The sequence below is a fragment of the Pseudonocardia sp. ICBG162 genome (assembly GCF_020496225.1).
GTDB lineage: Bacteria > Actinomycetota > Actinomycetes > Mycobacteriales > Pseudonocardiaceae > Pseudonocardia > Pseudonocardia alni.
Map to the genome: position 1 here is coordinate 272769 of NZ_JAHLJD010000019.1, position 17198 is coordinate 289966.

At 74.3% G+C, this 17198-nt stretch carries 15 protein-coding genes; 9 read left to right on the plus strand and 6 right to left on the minus strand.

The genetic code is table 11. From position 1 onward, the window contains the following. Nucleotides 1-74 precede the first annotated feature (74 nt). From KPL60_RS19785 to KPL60_RS19810, 6 genes are all read left to right on the plus strand, one after another. Nucleotides 75-1787, plus strand: a complete 1713-nt coding sequence (locus KPL60_RS19785; RefSeq protein WP_374228724.1) for a glycerol-3-phosphate dehydrogenase/oxidase — start codon at nucleotides 75-77, stop codon at nucleotides 1785-1787. A gap of 15 nt (nucleotides 1788-1802) precedes the next feature. After that, entirely contained in the window at nucleotides 1803-2105 is a 303-nt protein-coding gene (locus KPL60_RS19790) for a hypothetical protein (protein ID WP_226366781.1), read from the plus strand. Nucleotides 2106-2215: 110 nt separating this feature from the next. Next, complete coding sequence (locus tag KPL60_RS19795; protein WP_226366782.1) at nucleotides 2216-2809, plus strand: DinB family protein; 594 nt, start codon at nucleotides 2216-2218, stop codon at nucleotides 2807-2809. A 154-nt stretch (nucleotides 2810-2963) separates the two neighbouring features. After that, a complete protein-coding gene (locus tag KPL60_RS19800; RefSeq protein ID WP_226366783.1) occupies nucleotides 2964-3926 on the plus strand; it encodes a cytochrome c oxidase assembly protein in 963 nt (320 codons plus the stop codon). 49 nt (nucleotides 3927-3975) lie between these two features. After that, nucleotides 3976-4932, plus strand: coding sequence for a pyridoxal-phosphate dependent enzyme (locus tag KPL60_RS19805; RefSeq protein WP_226366784.1), 957 nt, complete (start codon nucleotides 3976-3978; stop codon nucleotides 4930-4932). 67 nt (nucleotides 4933-4999) lie between these two features. Continuing rightward, nucleotides 5000-6139 (plus strand): NAD(P)/FAD-dependent oxidoreductase, encoded by a 1140-nt coding sequence (locus KPL60_RS19810; RefSeq protein WP_226366785.1) that lies wholly within the window; start codon nucleotides 5000-5002, stop codon nucleotides 6137-6139. On the opposite strand, the gene KPL60_RS19815 is transcribed toward KPL60_RS19810, so the two are convergent. The 3 genes from KPL60_RS19815 to KPL60_RS19825 are packed head-to-tail and all read right to left on the minus strand — an operon-like array spanning nucleotide 6116 to nucleotide 8609. After that, nucleotides 6116-6637 (minus strand): DUF2127 domain-containing protein, encoded by a 522-nt coding sequence (locus KPL60_RS19815; RefSeq protein ID WP_226366786.1) that lies wholly within the window; start codon nucleotides 6635-6637, stop codon nucleotides 6116-6118. The genes KPL60_RS19810 and KPL60_RS19815 overlap by 24 nt on opposite strands. Next, nucleotides 6634-7797 (minus strand): YncE family protein, encoded by a 1164-nt coding sequence (locus KPL60_RS19820; RefSeq protein ID WP_226366787.1) that lies wholly within the window; start codon nucleotides 7795-7797, stop codon nucleotides 6634-6636. The genes KPL60_RS19815 and KPL60_RS19820 overlap by 4 nt, the downstream gene beginning before the upstream one ends. Before the next feature lie 23 nt (nucleotides 7798-7820). After that, nucleotides 7821-8609 (minus strand): polysaccharide deacetylase family protein, encoded by a 789-nt coding sequence (locus KPL60_RS19825; protein WP_226350893.1) that lies wholly within the window; start codon nucleotides 8607-8609, stop codon nucleotides 7821-7823. A 123-nt stretch (nucleotides 8610-8732) separates the two neighbouring features. Between KPL60_RS19825 and KPL60_RS19830 the strand changes: the two genes are divergently transcribed. Further along, complete coding sequence (locus KPL60_RS19830) at nucleotides 8733-10445, plus strand: MFS transporter (protein ID WP_226366788.1); 1713 nt, start codon at nucleotides 8733-8735, stop codon at nucleotides 10443-10445. A 29-nt stretch (nucleotides 10446-10474) separates the two neighbouring features. Here the strand turns inward: KPL60_RS19830 and gndA are convergent, their stop codons facing one another. Beyond that, entirely contained in the window at nucleotides 10475-11911 is a 1437-nt protein-coding gene (gndA, locus tag KPL60_RS19835; RefSeq protein ID WP_226366789.1) for an NADP-dependent phosphogluconate dehydrogenase, read from the minus strand. Between the two features lie 94 nt (nucleotides 11912-12005). Next, the gene (locus KPL60_RS19840; RefSeq protein ID WP_226366790.1) at nucleotides 12006-12869 is read right to left on the minus strand and encodes an alpha/beta fold hydrolase; all 864 of its coding nucleotides are present in this window, start codon (nucleotides 12867-12869) and stop codon (nucleotides 12006-12008) included. Nucleotides 12870-12946: 77 nt separating this feature from the next. Here KPL60_RS19840 and KPL60_RS19845 point away from each other — a divergent pair, with 77 nt between their 5' ends. Beyond that, nucleotides 12947-13771, plus strand: coding sequence for a sulfite exporter TauE/SafE family protein (locus KPL60_RS19845; protein ID WP_226366791.1), 825 nt, complete (start codon nucleotides 12947-12949; stop codon nucleotides 13769-13771). 35 nt (nucleotides 13772-13806) lie between these two features. After that, nucleotides 13807-16110, plus strand: coding sequence for a UvrD-helicase domain-containing protein (locus KPL60_RS19850; RefSeq protein ID WP_226366792.1), 2304 nt, complete (start codon nucleotides 13807-13809; stop codon nucleotides 16108-16110). On the opposite strand, the gene KPL60_RS19855 is transcribed toward KPL60_RS19850, so the two are convergent. After that, a complete protein-coding gene (locus KPL60_RS19855; protein ID WP_226364751.1) occupies nucleotides 16107-17117 on the minus strand; it encodes an IS481 family transposase in 1011 nt (336 codons plus the stop codon). The genes KPL60_RS19850 and KPL60_RS19855 overlap by 4 nt on opposite strands. Between the last annotated feature and the right edge of the window lie 81 nt (nucleotides 17118-17198).

Sequence of the window (17198 nt, forward strand, 5' to 3'; positions counted from 1 at the left end):
CGATCGGACGGGTGTTCAACGGGTAGTCCCCCGGCGGGACAGCACGAGCACGAACCACTCAGGAAGGTCTGATCATGAAATCGGTGGCGCTCTCCCCGGAGGCCCGTACCACGGCGCTGCAGGCGATGGGCGACCGCGAACTGGACGTGCTGGTCGTCGGCGGTGGCGTCGTCGGCGCCGGTGCCGCCCTCGACGCGGCCACCCGTGGTCTGTCGACCGGGCTGGTCGAGGCCCGCGACTTCGCGTCCGGCACGTCGAGCCGTTCCTCCAAGCTCATCCACGGCGGCCTGCGCTACCTGGAGATGCTCGACTTCCGCCTGGTGGCCGAGGCGCTGCAGGAGCGGGGGCTGCTGATCCAGACCCTCGCGCCGCACCTCGTCCGCCCGGTGCCGTTCGTCTACCCGCTCAAGCACCACGTGTGGGAGCGCTTCTACGCCGGTGCCGGCGTCGCGCTCTACGACTCGCTCGGGCTGCTGTCCGGCCGGGCCCGCGGCCTGCCCCACCACCGGCACCTCACCCGTCGCGGCGCCCGCAAGGTCGTGCCGTCGCTGCGCAAGGACGCCCTGGTCGGGGCCCTGGAGTACTACGACGCCCAGGTCGACGACGCCCGCCACACCATGGAGATCGCCCGTACCGCGGCCGCCTATGGCGCGCACGTGGCGACCCGCGCCCGCGTCGTCGGGCTGCTGAAGGACTCCGGCCGCGTGATCGGCGCGACCGTGCAGGACCTGGAGTCCGGCGACCGGTTCGACGTCCGCGCCAAGGAGGTCATCAACGCCACCGGGGTGTGGACCGACGACACCCAGGGCCTCGCCGGCGAGCGCGGCCAGTTCAAGGTGCGTGCGTCTAAGGGCATCCACCTGGTCGTCCCGCGCGACCGGATCCGCGGCGACGCCGGGCTGATCCTGCGCACCGAGAAGTCGGTGCTGTTCGTCATCCCGTGGGGCCGGCACTGGATCATCGGCACCACCGACACCGACTGGGACCTGGACAAGGCGCACCCGGCGGCGAGCGCGGCCGACATCGAGTACCTGCTCGCGCACGTCAACGAGGTGCTGGAGCAGCCGCTGACCCACGAGGACGTCGAGGGCGTCTACGCCGGCCTGCGCCCGCTGCTGCACGGCGAGTCCGAGGCGACCTCGAAGCTGTCCCGTGAGCACGCCGTCGCCACCCCGGTTCCCGGGCTGGTCGTCGTGGCCGGGGGCAAGTACACGACCTATCGCGTGATGGCCGAGGACGCCGTCGACGCGGCCGTGCACTCGCTCGACGCGAAGGTGCCCGCCTCCTGCACCGAGAAGGTCCCGCTGCTCGGCGCCGAGGGCTTCACGGCGCTGCGCAACTCGACCCACCAGCTCGCCGCGCGCAGCGGGCTGCACCCGGTGCGGATCGAGCACCTGCTCGGCCGGTACGGCTCGCTGATCGACGAGGTCCTCGACCTCCTCATCGCCGACCCGACCCTGGCCGAGCCGCTCACCGGCGCCGAGGACTACCTGCGGGCCGAGGTCGTCTACGGCGCCTCGCACGAGGGCGCGCGGCACCTGGAGGACATCCTCGCCCGCCGCACCCGGATCTCGATCGAGACCTTCGACCGGGGCGTGGGTGCCGCCGAGGAGACCGCGAAGCTGGTCGCCCCGGTGCTGGGCTGGAACGACGAGCAGATCGCCCGCGAGGTCGACCACTACGTCAAGCGGGTCGAGGCCGAGCGGGAGAGCCAGAAGATGCCCGACGACGCCACCGCCGACGCCGCCCGCCTCGGCGCGCCGGACGTGGTGCCGGTCAGCGGCTGAGCACGCCGCCACCCCGTGAGCGAACCCGAGCGGACCCCGGACGGCCGGTACATCGTCGTCCGGGGCCGCCGGTGGCGCGCCACCGACCCGACGATCCCCGACGACGTGCGGTCCGCGCTGCAGCAGCACCTCGGGAAGGCCCGCGCCGAGGTCGGGGCCGGCAGGCGGACCGGCGACGACGACCGCGTCGCCGCCGCCCGGACGCGGGTGTCCGCGGCCAAGCACGGCCTCGGCGAGCGCGGCACCCCCTGGTGGGACCTGGACGACGACGCCCGCCGGGAGCGCTGGGAGACCGCGCTGCACGAACTCGACGACTGATTCCGGAGACGCCCCTGATCGAGGACCGGATCCGTCCGCGATCGGTCCTATCGTCGTTCCCGTCGGACCGGGACGGACCCGGTCCGCGGACCCCGAGAGGCGGCCCCGGAATGAACGCCACCGACGAGAAGCAGGCCCTGACCGGCGAGCGTGCCGAGCTGATCGCCACCCTGGAGCGGCACCGCGGCTTCCTGCTGCAGACCGCCGACGGGCTGACCGAGGAGCAGGCGCGCACCCGCAGCACGGTGAGTGCGCTGACAATCGCCTCGCTGCTCAAGCACGTCGCGGACACCGAGGAGCAGTGGTTCCGCTTCGCCGTCGAGGGCGCCGCCGCGTTCGGTGACGTCGAGGTCTACAACGACTCCGTCGACTGGGGCGCCGTCGACGCCGAGGCCGACGCGAACGGCGGTGACTGGTCCGCCTCCGGCGAGGAGTGGGTGGACACCCGGTTCGTCCTGGCCGACCACGAGACCCTGGACTACCTGCGGGCCCGGGTCGAGCAGGTCGCCGCGCGCACCGAGGAGGTGCTGCGGACCGCGGACCTGGACACGGCGCACCCCCTGCCGGTCGCGCCGTGGTTCGAGCCGAACACGTCCTGGTCGGTCCGCCGGGTCGCGATCCACATGCTCGCCGAGACCAGCCAGCACGCCGGGCACGCCGACATCATCCGCGAGGCGATCGACGGCGCGCGGACGATGGGCTGAGCCCGGGCCCGCTGCTCCGGACGACCCGCACGAACGTCGCCGAACGGATCCCGGGCGGGTTCGACGCAGTCGTGCCGACCCGCCCACCGTCCCTTCCACGGCGGTCCGGAGCGGCGCAGGATGACGCCGTGACCTGCTCCCCCGCGGCCCGACGGTGACGGCCGCCGCGCTGCTGCCGCCGCTGACGGCGCTCCGGCTGTTCACGACGTGGCGGTTCGCGCCCCTCCTGCTCGGTGCGAGTGCCACGGCGGCCGCGGGCTACACGGTCGCCGCCCGGGGCCGCCCCGGATGGCCGCGGGGCCGTGCCGCCGCGTTCGGCGCCGGGCTGGTCGTCGCCGTACTGGCCGGGTCGTCGTTCGTCGGGGTGTACGACGACACGCTGTTCTGGGTGCGCGCCGTGCAGAACCTGCTGCTGCTCATGGTGGTGCCGATGCTGCTCGCGCTCGGTGCGCCGCTGACGCTGCTGGCGGCGGGCGTGCCGGAGGACCGTCGCCCGGCCTGGCGACGGGTGCTGCGCTCCCGGGTCGCGCGGGTGCTGACCGGCCCGTTCGCGGCGACCGTGCCGCTCGTCGCGCCCCTGATGGTCGTCTACCTCACCCCGCTCTACGCCATGACCCTGCGCGACGGCGTCGTGTCCGGTGCCGTCGGAACCGGCCTCGTGGCCTGCGGGTTCGTCTACTTCTGGACCCGGCTGCGGATCGACCCGACACCCGCGTCGACGCCGTACCCGGTGACCCTGGTGCTGACGATCGCCGAGATGGTCGGCGACGCCGTGCTCGGGATCGTGCTGTGGCTGGGCCCGGCCGTCGCGGCGGCGTACTACCTGGGGCTGCACCGCGGCTGGGGCCCGGACCCGCACACCGACCAGGTGCTCGGCGCCGGGGTGCTGTGGATCGGCGGCGACGTGGTCGGGCTGCCGTTCCTCGGGGTCGTGCTGTGGCTGTTCTCCCGGGAGGACGCACGCCGGGCCCGCGCGACCGACGCCGAGGTCGACGCCGCCGAGACCCCGGCTCCTGCGTCCGGCCCGGAATCCGGAGCCGACGCCGCGCCCGCCCCGTCCCGGCTGTGGTGGCAGGACGACCCGCAGCTCGCCGACCGCTTCCGGCCCCGGACCTGACCGGGCCCGGCCGCGGGGCCGGGGTTACGTTGCGGCGGTGGCGGACCGGGTGAGCATCGCAGACATCGAGACGGCGGCGGAGCGGATCGCCGGGGGCGTGGTGCGCACCCCGACCGTCCCCTCCCCCGGGCTGTCCGCGGCCCTCGGCGCGCCCGTGCTGCTCAAGCTGGAGCACCTGCAGCGGGCCGGGTCGTTCAAGCCGCGCGGGGTGCTGGCCAAGCTCGCGTCGCTGACCGACGTCGAGCGCGCCGCGGGCGTCGTCGCGGTGTCGGGCGGCAACCACGGGCTCGCCGTCGCCGAGGTCGCGGGCGCCGCGGGGGTGGACGCGGTCGTCGTCATGCCGCGCACCGCGCCGGCCCGGTCGGTCGCCGCGGCCCGCGCCGCCGGTGCCGACGTGCGGCTCACCGACGACATCGCGGCCGCGTTCACGCAGGCCGGGGAGCTGCAGCGGGCCGGGCGGACGCTGGTGCACCCGTTCGACGACCCGGTGATCGTCGCCGCGCAGGGCACCGTGGGGCTGGAGCTGGCCCGCGACGCCGTCGCCCTCGGCGAGCCGCCGACCGACGTGCTGGTCTCCATCGGCGGCGGGGCGCTGATCTCCGGGGTCGCCACGGCCGTCCACGCCCTGCTGCCCGGCACCCGGGTGTGGGGTGTGGAGACCGTCGGTGCCGAGGCGATGTCCGCCGCCCTGGCCGCGGGCGGCCCGACGCCCGTCACGATCTCGTCGGCGATCACCACGCTGTCCGCGCCGTCGGCGTCGCAGCTGACCTACGACCACGTCCGCGCGCTGGTGCACGAGGTCCTCGTCGTCGACGACGCCGAGGCCTGCCGCGGCACCCTCGCCCTCGCCGAGCACGCGGGGATCTGGGCCGAGCCGGCCGCGGGCTGTCTGGTCCCGGCCGCCCGCCGGATCGTGGAGCGGCACCCGGACGCCCGGCTCGCCCTGGTCGTCTGCGGCGGCAACGCCGACGTCGCCGACGTGGTCCGCGCCGCGGCGCAGCCGTGATCACCGGTTGTGGAGCGCAGCGTCCGCGAGGCGGGCGTGATGCTCCACAACCGGCGATCACCGCGGGATGACCGGGTGCGGCCGGGGCGTTGGCCCGGGTGTGGAGCGGACCGGGGTCGTGGTGATCGGCGCAGGCCAGGCGGGCCTGTCGGCGGCGGCCGGGCTGCGGCGCGGCGGGCTGGAGCCGGGCCCCGGGTTCGTCGTGCTCGACGGCGAGGAGGGCCCCGGCGGCGCGTGGCGGCACCGCTGGCCGACCCTGCGGATGCGCACGGTGAACGGCATCCACGACGTCGCCGGGGTCCGCTCCGGATTCGACGCCCCCGGCGCCGACCCGGACCTGCCCGCGCGGGACGCCGTCCCGGCCTACTTCGGGCGCATCGAACGCGAGCTGGACCTGCGGGTCGTGCGCCCGGTGCACGTCCGCCGGGTGTCCGACGCCGGCGGGCCGCCGGACGTCGACACCGGCGGGCCGCTGGCGGTCGACACCGACCGCGGGACCTGGGTCGCCGACCACCTGGTCAACGCCACCGGCACCTGGACCCGCCCGTTCGTGCCCGCCTACCCGGGCCTCGCGACGTTCCGCGGCACGAGCCTGCACGCCCGTGGGTACCCGGGTCCCGAGGCCATGGCCGGCCGGCGGGTCGTCGTGGTCGGCGGCGGGATCACCGCGGTGCAGCTGCTGCTGGAGATCGCCCCGTACGCCGCCGCGACGACCTGGGTCACCCGCCGGGAGCCCGAGTGGCACGACGGGCCGTTCGGGCCCGGGCAGGGGCGCGCCGCCGTCGCCCGGGTCGAGGAGCGGGTCCGGGCCGGGCTGCCACCCCGCAGCGTCGTCGGTGTGACCGGGCTGGGGCTCACGCCCGGGGTGCGGGCCGGGATCGCGAGCGGGGTGCTGGCCCGCAGGCCGATGTTCGCCCGGGTCGTGCCGGACGGGGTGGAGTGGTCCGACGGCACCCGCGAGCCCGCGGACGTGCTGCTGTGGGCGACCGGCTGGCGGCCCGCGCTGGGCCACCTCGCCCCGCTGCGGCTGCGCGGACCGGGCGGCGGGATCGTCATGGGCGCCCCGCTGGACACCGGCGTCGTCGCCGACCCGCGGGTGCACCTGGTCGGCTACGGCCCCTCGGCGAGCACGATCGGCGCCGACCGGGCCGGTCGCGCCGCGGCGCGCGCGGTCCTGGAGCGGCTACCGGTCGCTGCCGGCGCCTGAGTCGGCGGCCTCCCGGCCGAGCAGCCGGTACTCCCGGACCACCATCACGATGATCGCGATGTCGAGCGCGGCGAGGAACGGCAGCACGATGGAGTGCGTGTGCCAGGCGTGGACCAGCTCGTACACGACGAACACCGCCAGGATCACCACCGCGGGCGGGTAGGCGGGGCGCCAGCGGGTCAGCAGCGCCGCGACCAGGCCGAGCTTGAGCACGCCGTGCAGCCCGAGGTAGACGATCACGAAGGTGCGGTCCCCGCCGGCGAAGCGGTCGACGCCCTCGGTCAGGTGCCGGGCCAGGGTGCCGTCCGGTGGACCGATCAGGTCGCGGGCGAGGATCTGCGCGACGACCCGGTGCAGCCAGTCCCCCGACACCAGCACCAGCGCGACGGCGCCCAGCAGCTCCGCGGCCCCGTCGATGCCCTTCACGACCAGGGCGACGCGGAACAGCTGCTCGGTCCGGCGGGCCGAGGTCGTCGTCGCCGTCGGTCCGGCGGTCACCGGGTGATCCCGGTGTGGCCGAGGGAGTAGCGGCCGGGCTGCGGCCACACGCACAGCCCGTGCGGGCCGTCGCCGACCGGGATCCGACGGATCAGGTGCCCGTCGTCGGTGGAGAGCACGTACACCTCCCGGTCGTAGCGCCCGGACAACCACAGGGTCCGGCCGTCGGCCGAGACGTTACCCATGTCGGGACTCGCCTTCCCGGGGATCCGCCAGAGCGCCTTCGTCGCCCCGGTGCGGGAGTCCAGCACCGAGACGCTGCCGTCGTGCCGGTTGGTGACGTAGAGGTCGCGGGCGTCGCGGGAGAGGTAGAGCCCGTGCGCGCCGGCGCCGGTCGGGATCTCGCGCAGCACGCGGGTGGCGGCGCCGTCGAGCACCCAGACCCCGTTCTCCTCGGAGTCGGCGATGTAGAACACCGAGCCGTCCGGGGCGAGCTTGATGTCCTGCGGGCCCATCATGGTGTGCTGCACCGGCATGTCGACCATCCGCAGCAGCCGTCGTCCCGGGATGTCGACGACGGCGACGCGGCCGGCGAACTCGCAGGTGAACACCGCGGTCCGGCCGTCGGGGGTGAAGTCGGCGTGGTCGATGCCCGCGCAGTCCGGGGTCGGGATCTCGGTCTGGCGGGCCCAGGTGTGCGGGTCGTAGAAGACCAGCTTCCGGCGGGCCTCCGCGACCGAGATCGCCGAGGCCCCGTCCGGGGTGAAGTACATGTTGTAGGGGTCCTCGACCGGGATGTTCCGGCCCGGCAGCCCGGTGCGCGGGTCGAACGGGGTGATCTTGTTCGTGGTGTCGTCGGTGGCGTAGAGGGTCTGCATGTCCCACGCCGGGACCACGTGCTGCAGCTCCCCGCCGAGGCGGTAGGTGCCGACGGTGGCGAAGGTCGCCGGGTCGATCACCCGGACCTCCCCCGACTTCGTGTGCGGGACGTAGACCAGCGGCTTCGCCGCACGGGCGGCGTCGGAGAGCATGTTCGCGCCGGCGGCCGCGTCGACGTTGCCGGGGTCGGTCACCGGGGGCATGCCGGGCAGCCCGGCCTGCTCCGGCGCGGCCTGCGCGGCCGACGGGGCCGGGGACGCCCCGGGGGTCGTCGGCGCGGGGCCGGAGCAGCCCGCCGCGAGCGCGGCGAGGGCCAGCAGGACGTACAGCGGGCGGCGCACGGGTTCCCTCCGGGGTGGGCGGGTCATGCCGGGGCCAGCAGGCGGGTCGCGGTGACCGCGCGCAGGCCGCGGGCGTCGAGGTCGTCGAGGACGGCGGGGAGCGCGGCGAGCGTGCCGGGGTGGCCCAGGTGCATGCTCACGACGCTGCCGGGCCCGGCCGTCCGCACCCGGGCGGCGACGGCGGCCGGTCCGGGGTCGGTGAAGTCGCGGGAGTCGACGTCGTAGGACAGGGTCACCGGGTAGCCCGCGTCGGCGGCGAGGCGGCGCAGCAGCGGGGTCGCGTGCTGGGCCTGCGAGGGCCGGAAGAACGCCCCGGGCCCGCCGGTGGCCGCCGCGATCACGTCCCGGCAGCGCTCGATCTCGACGCGGGCGGCGGCCTCGCCGAGGCCGTCGACGTCGCCGTGGGACCAGGTGTGGTTGCCGATCTCGTGGCCGAGCCCGGTGACGATCCGGGCGGCGTCGGGGCTGTCGGCGAGCCAGGTCCCGACGGCGAGCACGGTCACCGCGGCGCCCCGGTCGTGCAGCAGCGTGAGCACCCGGCGGGCCAGGTCGAGCTCGCCGGCGCCGTGGAAGGTGAGCGCCAGCTCGGGGCGCCCGGTGCCGGCGTGCGCGACCTCGGTCCCGGCCGGGTCCGGGGCGGGCGTGGTGGTCGGCGGAGCGGACGGGGTGCCGGTCACCGGGGACGGCGGCGGGGATGCCGCGGTGCCCGTGGAGCACCCGCCCGTCGCCGCCAGCAGGGCTGCGGCGGCCGCCGCGCGCAGCACCTCGCGCCGGGTCGTCCCGGCGGACGGCTCCACCCCTCGCCACCTCACGCCGCGGACTGTAGACCCCGCCCGACCTGGGAATTCCTTTACCCGAGGGAGGATCGGGACGGACCGGACGAGCCGGGCGAGACCGTGGCGCGAACGCGCACCGGAGAGCTACAGTTATTAGCGATGCTCAACAAATCGGGACCGGCCGACCGGTACAAGTGGGTCGCACTGTCGAACACCACGATGGGCGTGCTGATCGTGACGATCAACATGTCGATCCTGCTGATCGCGCTGCCGGACATCTTCCGCGGCATCGGGATCGACCCGCTGGCGCCGGACAACATCGACTACCTGCTGTGGCTGATCATGGGGTACCTGGTCGTCACGGCGGTGCTGGTCGTGAGCTTCGGCCGGCTCGGCGACATGTACGGCCGTACCCGCATGTACAACCTGGGCTTCGCCGTCTTCACGGTGTTCTCGGTGCTGCTGGCCGCCACCTGGATGCAGGGCGACGCCGGCGCGGTCTGGCTGATCACCATGCGGGTGCTGCAGGGCGTCGGCGGGGCGCTGCTGCTCGCCAACTCGACCGCGATCCTCACCGACGCGTTCCCGGTCCACCAGCGCGGGCTCGCGCTCGGGATCAACTCCGTCGCGGCGATCGCCGGCTCGTTCCTCGGGCTGGTCGTCGGCGGGGTGCTCGCCCCGGTGAACTGGCACCTGGTGTTCCTGGTGTCGGTCCCGGTCGGGGTGTTCGGCACGATCTGGGCCTACGCCCGGCTCCGCGACACCGGCGCCCGCCGCGCGGCGCGGATCGACTGGTGGGGCAACCTGACGTTCGCGGTCGGGCTCGTCGCCGTCCTGATGGGCATCACCTATGGCATCCAGCCCTACGGCGACGACGTCATGGGCTGGACCAGCCCGCTCGTCCTCGGCCTGATCCTCGGCGGGATCGCGGTGCTGGCGCTGTTCACCTGGATCGAGCGCCGGGTGCCCGAGCCGATGTTCCGCGTCTCGCTGTTCTCGATCCGCGCGTTCACCGCGGGCAACATCGCGAGCCTGCTGGCCGCGCTCGGCCGCGGCGGGCTGCAGTTCATCCTGATCATCTGGCTGCAGGGCATCTGGCTGCCCGAGCACGGCTTCCCGTTCGAGACGACGCCGCTGTGGGCGGGCATCTACATGGTCCCGCTGACGATCGGGTTCCTCGTCGCCGGACCGGTGTCGGGCATCCTGTCCGACCGCTACGGCGCCCGCGCCTTCGCCACGGTCGGGATGCTCGGCGCGGCCGCGACGTTCCTCGCGCTGCTGGCGCTGCCGGTCGACTTCGACTACCGGGCGTTCGCGCTGCTGCTGGCGCTCAACGGCCTGGCGATGGGCCTGTTCAGCTCCCCGAACCGGGCGGCGATCATGAACTCGCTGCCCGCGCACCAGCGGGGCGCCGGGGCCGGCATGACCTCGACCTTCCAGAACGCGGCGACGGTGCTGTCGATCGGGGTGTTCTTCTCGCTGCTCATCGCGGGCCTGTCGACGACGCTGCCCACGTCGCTGCACGACGGGCTCATGGCCCAGGGCGTGCCGGAGCTCGCGGCGGACCGGGTCGCGGCGCTGCCGCCGGTCGGGATCCTGTTCGCGGCGCTGCTGGGCTACAACCCGATCGCGACGCTGCTCGGCCCGCAGGTCCTCGGCGCGCTGGCGCCCGCGCAGTCGGCGTACCTGACCGGGCGGGAGTTCTTCCCGCAGCTGATCTCCGGCCCGTTCGCCGACGGGCTGACCTTCGCCCTCGGCTTCGCCGCCGTCGCCTGCCTGGTCGCCGCGGTGGCGAGCGCGCTGCGCGGCGGGAAGTACCACCACGTCGACGACGAGGCCGACGTGGTGGCCCCGGTCCCCGCCCGGACCTGACCCCCGGGGCCGGGCGGGGACCGCGGGCGTCAGTCCGCGGCGACCTCGCTGCCGTCCTGGCTCCAGCGGGTGTGGAACTTGCCGTCGGCGTCGGTGCGCGCGTACGTGTGCGCCCCGAAGTAGTCGCGCAGCCCCTGGATCAGGTTGGCCGGGCCGCGCTCGCGGCGGTAGCCGTCGTAGTAGGACAGGCTGGAGGAGAACGCGGGGATCGCCACGCCCTGCTCGGTCGCGGTCACCACGACCCGGCGCCACGCGTCCTGTGCGTTCGCGACGGCCTCGGTGAAGTACGGGACCATCAGCAGGTTGTCCAGGTCCGGGTGGGACTCGTAGGCCTCGGTGATCCGGTTGAGGAACTGGGCGCGGATGATGCAGCCGCCGCGCCAGATCCGGGCCATCGCGCCGAGGTCGAGGTCCCAGTCGTTGGCCTGCGAGGCGGCACGCATCTGCGCGAAGCCCTGGGCGTAGGCGACGACCTTGGACGCGTAGAGGGCCTGGCGGATGTCCTCGACGAGCTCGTCGCGGTTCTTCCCCGAGCCCGGGGTCGGGCCGCCCAGCGTGGTCGAGGCCTCCCGGCGCTCGTCGCGCAGGTTGGACAGCGTGCGGGCGAACACGGCCTCGGTGATGCCGGTCAGCGGGACGCCGAGGTCGAGCGCGTCGATGGCCGTCCAGCGGCCGGTGCCCTTCTGCTCGGCCTGGTCGACGATGACGTCGACGAGCGGCTTCCCGGTCTTCTCGTCGGTCTTGGCCAGCACGATGCCGGTGATCTCGATGAGGAAGGACTCGAGGTCGCCCGAGTTCCACTCCTCGAAGATCTTGCCGATCTCCGGCGCGGACAGCCCGGCGACGTGCGTGAGCAGGTCGTAGGCCTCGGCGATGAGCTGGATGTCGGCGTACTCGATGCCGTTGTGCACCATCTTCACGTAGTGCCCGGCGCCGCCGGGGCCGACGTGGGTGCAGCACGGGGTGCCGTCGACGTTCGCGGCGATCGCGGTGAGGATCTCCTCGACCTCGCCGTAGGCCTCCCTCGGGCCGCCGGGCATGATGCTCGGCCCGTTGAGGGCGCCCTCCTCGCCGCCGGACACGCCGATGCCCATGAAGCGCAGCCCGCGCTCCTCGCAGTACGCGGCACGGCGGTCGGTGTCGGGGAAGTGCGAGTTGCCGGCGTCGATGATGATGTCGCCCCGGTCGAGCAGCGGGGCCAGCTCGTCGATGACGGCGTCGACCGGCTTGCCCGCCTTCACCATGACGACGATCTTGCGCGGGGTCTCCAGCGCGTCGACGAACTCCTGCAGCGACTCGGTGCCGGTGAAGGCACCCTCGTCGCCGTAGTCCTTCATGAACTCGGTCGTCTTCGAGGTGGTGCGGTTGTGCACCGCCACCGGGAAACCACGGCGGGCCATGTTGCGGGCGAGGTTCGCCCCCATCACCGCCAGCCCGGTGACCCCGATCCGGCTCTTCTCCGCCATCAGTGCTTCCTCCGTGTCGTTCGGACGCCGCTGTACCCGACCCATCCTGGCCCGCGGCCCTCGGCAGCGCAGCGAGGAGCGCGTGTCCCCTCGGTCACCCTGCGAGGAAGTCGGCGAGCAGGGCGCTCGCGGTCTCCGGCGCCTCCTCCGGGATCCAGTGCCCGCAGCCCTCGACGAGCTCGAAGCGGAAGTCGTCGACGTACGCCGAGGACCCCCGCATCTGCCCCTCGGTGAGCGCGAGGTCGCCGTCGCTCCACACCCCCATCGTCGGCACCGTGATCCGCGGGGGCTGCGGGATCGTGGTGGGCACGAACGTCGCCGGGTCGATGTTGGCGCGGTACCAGTTCAGCGACGCCGTCAGGGCGCCCGGCCGGGACAGGTCGGCGAGCTGGCGGACGGCCATCGGGTGCCCCTCGGGCAGGGTCGCGTGCAGCCAGCCGCGCAGGAACTGCCAGTCGTCGGCCGGCATCACCTGCTCGGCGACGCCGGGGAACTGGAACCAGAGCATGTACCAGGACATCGCCTTCTGCCGGAACCCCGCGGTGGCGAACGCGGCCGGGTGCCCGACGGAGAACGCGGCGTAGCGGGTCACCCGCGGCGAGGCGAGGGTGAGGGCCCAGCCGAGGGAGGCGCCCCAGTCGTGCCCGGCGAGGGCGAACCGGTCGATCCCGAGAGCGTCGGCGACGCCGAGGACGTCGGCGACCAGGGCCCGCATCCGGTAGTGCTCGACCTCGGCGGGCCGGTCGGAGTCCCCGAAGCCGCGCAGGTCCGGGACGACGACGCGGTGCCCGGCCCCGGCGAGCGCGGCGGCCTGGTGGGTCCACAGGGCGGCCCGGTCCGGCCAGCCGTGCAGCAGCAGGACGGGGCTGCCGTCGCCGCCGGTGTCGTGCACGGACAGGGTGATCTCGGGCAGGGTCGTGCCGGGGACGGTGATCCGCTGCGGGGCCGGGAGCGTCATGGGCCGACCGTATCCCCGGTTCCCGCCCGCTGGGACGCCGCGCACGGCGGGACCGCCGGTGGGGTGACACTGGCCCGATGGTCCGCCTCTCCCCCGACACGGACCGGGACGGCCGGGCCGTGCCGGTGGGCGTGATCGGCCTGGTCGGCGGTGTCGTCGGCGGGCTGATCGGCGGCGGCAGCGGGGTGCTGTTCGTGCCCGCGCTCGACCGGTTCACCGCGATGTCGCGGGCCCGGATCCACGGCTCGTCGACGATCGCGAACATCGGGGTCTGCGTCGCCGGTGCGGCCGCCTACGCGCTCGGCGGCGGGACGCTGGACCTGCGGACCGGCGCCGGGCTGATCGTCGGCGGCACGGTCGGCGGGTGGATCGGGCCGAAGCTGCTGGCGCGCGCGTCGGAGACGCTGCTGCGGGTGCTGCTGGTGGCCGTGCTGGTGCTGACGGCGACGAAGCTGCTCGTCGACGCGCTGGGCGTGCCGCTGCTCGGCGGGGCGGTGGTGCCGGCGTCGCTGGTCGCCGATCCCTGGTTCCTGTACCCGACGGCGACGGTGGTCGGCCTGGTCATCGGGGCCTGGGCGGGTGCGATGGGACTCGGCGGCGGACTGCTCGCGGTGCCGGCGATGGTGCTGCTGTTCGGCACGGACCTGCACGTCGCGGCCGGGACCTCGCTGCTGATGTTCATCCCGAACTCGATCGTCGGGACGGTCGTGCACCTGCGTCAGGGCACCGCGTCCGGGAAGTGGGGCACGGTGCTGGCGGTGACCGCCGCGCCGGGCACGGTGGCGGGCGCGTTCCTCGGCCTGGCGCTCGACGCGGTCGTGCTGGGGCTGGTGTTCGGCACGTTCGCGACGGCGATGGCGGTGCGCGAGACCGTCGGGCTGGTCCGCCGACGACGGGAATGAGTGCGCAGGGAACCGGGGGCGCGCTACCCTGTGGGGTGCGCTCAGAACACAAGAACGTGGACCTGCACTTCAAGTGTAACACGGATGGCAAGCCCCCGGCGACCACCGACTCCGCCTACGAGGCGGAGCTGACCCGCGAGACCCGGCACCTCCGCGGGCTGCACGCCCTGCTCGACGACGAGCTCGCCGCGGCGGGCGCGCAGGCCCGGGGCGCCGCCGCCGAGCGCGCCGGGGAGCAGCTCAGCGCCCGCTGGGAGCGCGACGTGTCGGTGCAGCGCGCCTCGGAGCGGGTGCGCACGCTCACCGCGGCCCGCGCGGGACTGTGCTTCGGGCGTCTCGACCACACCGACGGGGCCGCCCCGACCCGGGTCGGCCGGATCGGGCTGACCGACCCGGCCGACGGCGAGAGCGCGCTGGTCGACTGGCGGGCCCCGGCCGCGCAGCCGTTCTACTGCGCCACCCCGGTCACCCCGCTCGGGGTGACCCGGCGCCGGCACTACACCGTCGCCGGCACCGCCCCGCACGAGCGGGTCGCCGGCTTCCACGACGACCTCCTCGACGGCGACGGGCCCGGCACCGGGACCGTGTCGGCGTCGGACCCCGCGCTCCTCGCCGCCCTCACCGCGCCGCGCGGGACCCGCATGCGCGACATCGTCACGACGATCCAGTCCGAGCAGGACGAGATCATCCGGCTGCCGCTGTCGGGCACCGTCGTGATCGAGGGCGGCCCCGGGACGGGCAAGACCGCCGTCGCGCTGCACCGGATCGCGTACCTGCTCTACACCCACCGCGACCGGCTCGCCCGCAGCGGCGTGCTCGTCGTCGGGCCGAGTGCGGGGTTCGTGCACTACGTCGGCGGGGTGCTGCCCGCGCTCGGCGAGTCCGCGGTCGTGTTCACCACCCCGGGACGCCTCGCGCACGGCGTCGTGGCGGAGACGACCGACCCGCCGGGGACGGCCCGGCTCAAGGGCGACCTGGCGATGGTCGACGTGCTGCGCCGCGCCGTCGACGACCGCCAGGAGCTGCCCGGGACACCGGTCGCGATCGAGATGGACGACGTCACCGTCGAGATCGACACGCCGCTGGCCGCCGAGGCGCGCCGCCGGGCCCGCGCCACCGGGCAGCCGCACAACACCGCCCGCGCCACATTCCGCGACACCCTCGGGCGGCTGCTCGTCGACCAGGGGCTGGAGCGGCTCGAGGTCGGTCTGGAGGACCCGCCGGAGCTCGCGGAGCTGCTGGCGGGGCTGGACATCCCGGAGATCGAGCCCGCCGGGGCGGCCGAGGTGTCGGCCGAGATGCGGGCCGAGCTGCGCGACGCCGTGCGCACCGACCCGCGGTTCCACGCGGCCGTCGAGCGGCTGTGGCCGGTCCTGACCCCGCAGCGGGCCCTGACCGAGCTGTACGCCGACCCGGACCGGCTGGCCGCCGCGGGCGCTCCGGAGTCGCTGCGGCGGGACCCGGGCACGCCGTGGACCGTGGCCGACGCGCCCCTGCTCGACGAGCTCGCCGAGCTCCTCGGCCCGGTCCCGGACGGGACACCCGCCGCGGCGCCCGAACCGGACAGCGCCTACGCCGCCGAGGTGCTGACCGTGCTGGAGTCCGCGGACCGGTCGCTCGCCGGGGAGGACCCGGACGAGCTGCGCCCCACCGACTTCGTGACCGCGGACATGCTCGCTCAGCGGCACGTCGCCGGGGTGCCGCTGACCGTGGCCGAGCGCGCGGCAGGTGACCGGGACTGGCGCTACGGGCACCTCGTCGTCGACGAGGCGCAGGAGCTGTCCGCGATGGACTGGCACGTGCTGCTGCGGCGCTGCCCGGCGCGGTCGATCACCGCGGTCGGCGACCTCGCCCAGCGCAGCGCCCCGGCCGGCGCCCGGGCCTGGGCCGACGTGCTCGCCCCGCACCTGGCCGGACGCTGGACGCACCGCACGCTGACGGTGAACTACCGGACGCCGTCGGAGATCATGGACGCCGCCGCGCGGGTGCTGGCGACCTACGCCCCGGACCGTCGCCCGCCGGAGTCGGTGCGCAGCACCGGTGAGCAGCCGTGGACCCGCACGGTCCCGGCCGGGGAGCTCCGCGCCGCGGTCCGCGCCGCCGTCGACGACGAGCGGGCCCGCACCGCCGGCGGGACGGTCACCGTCATCGCCCCGCCCGGCACCGACCTGGGGTCACCCGGCGTGCCGGTGCACACCCCGGTGTCGTCGAAGGGCCTGGAGTTCGACGCCGTCGTGATCGTCGACCCGGAGCGGATCCGGGCGGCCGACCCGGCGGACCTCTACGTCGCGATGACCCGCGCGACGCAGCGGCTCGGGCTCCTGGAGGTGACCGGCTAGATGTGATGCCCAGCCAGGTTGTTCAACCTGGTGATGGGTGTGGCCTTTCCGATTGCCGAGTGGGGCCTGTGGTGGTTGTAGTCGTGGACCCATGCTGGCAGAGCCGCGAGTCGGGCTGACTCGGAGTTGTAGAGCTTCTTGAAGGCCCAGCCCTCGGCCAGGGTCCTGTGGAAGCGCTCGATCTTCCCGTTCGTCTGCGGCCGGTAGGGCCGTGTCTTTTTCGGGGTGATGCCCAGCTCGGCACAGGTGTCGCGCCAGAGATGAGACTTGTAGCAGCCGCCGTTGTCGCTGAGCACGCGTTTGACCGTGACACCGCGGCAGGCGAACCAGGCGACCGCGTTACGCAGGACCGCGGCCGCGGTCTGCTTGGTCTCGTCCTCGTGTGCTTCGACATAGGCGACTCGAGAGTGATCGTCGATGACGGTGTGCAGGTAGCAGGTGCCCAGCAGAGGCTGGTGGTACCGACTCCTGGGCAGACCGGTTCGTGTCGAGGTCACCGCACGGTTCTTCTCGCCTTGTCGACGACCGACGTAGCGCCATCCGCCTCCGTCGGGGACCTTGCCGAGCTTCTTGACATCGACGTGGATCAAGTCGCCGGGCGCCTCGTGCTCGTAGCGGCGGATCGGCTCGCCAGTAGCCCGGTCGATGTGGGTGAGCCGGTTGATGCGACAGCGCACGAGCACGGCGTGCACGGTCGAGGACGCCATGTCGAGCCGGTCGCCGATCTCGACCGGTCCCAGGCGCTGCTTCCAGCGCAGGTGCACGATCTTGCGGACCACCGGCGCCGGCGTGCGGTTCGGCTGGTGACGGGGGGCCGAGGACCGGTCGTGCATCCCGGCCGGGCCTTCATCGCGGTAGCGCTGGGCCCACTTGTTCGCAGTCCGCCACGAGACGTCGTAGCGCTCGGCGGCGCGGGCCACAGACCAGCCTAGATCGACGACCAAGCGAGCGAGTCGGAGTCGGGCACGACAGGTGAGCGCGGCATTGGAGTGGGTAGCGTGGGACACGAAGGCCTCCTGGGTGCGGAGCGGTTCCTCGACAGCTCCACTCCACACCCGGGAGGCCTTCGCCCATCTACAGATCAGACC

Coding starts and splice junctions, on each gene's coding strand:
- gndA (WP_226366789.1), bottom strand. CDS start 11,911: ATGGCGGAGAAGAGCCGGATCGGGGTCACCGGGCTGGCGGTGATGGGG.
- KPL60_RS19830 (WP_226366788.1), top strand. CDS start 8,733: ATGCTCAACAAATCGGGACCGGCCGACCGGTACAAGTGGGTCGCACTG.
- KPL60_RS19840 (WP_226366790.1), bottom strand. CDS start 12,869: ATGACGCTCCCGGCCCCGCAGCGGATCACCGTCCCCGGCACGACCCTG.
- KPL60_RS19845 (WP_226366791.1), top strand. CDS start 12,947: ATGGTCCGCCTCTCCCCCGACACGGACCGGGACGGCCGGGCCGTGCCG.
- KPL60_RS19785 (WP_374228724.1), top strand. CDS start 75: ATGAAATCGGTGGCGCTCTCCCCGGAGGCCCGTACCACGGCGCTGCAG.
- KPL60_RS19810 (WP_226366785.1), top strand. CDS start 5,000: ATGACCGGGTGCGGCCGGGGCGTTGGCCCGGGTGTGGAGCGGACCGGG.
- KPL60_RS19795 (WP_226366782.1), top strand. CDS start 2,216: ATGAACGCCACCGACGAGAAGCAGGCCCTGACCGGCGAGCGTGCCGAG.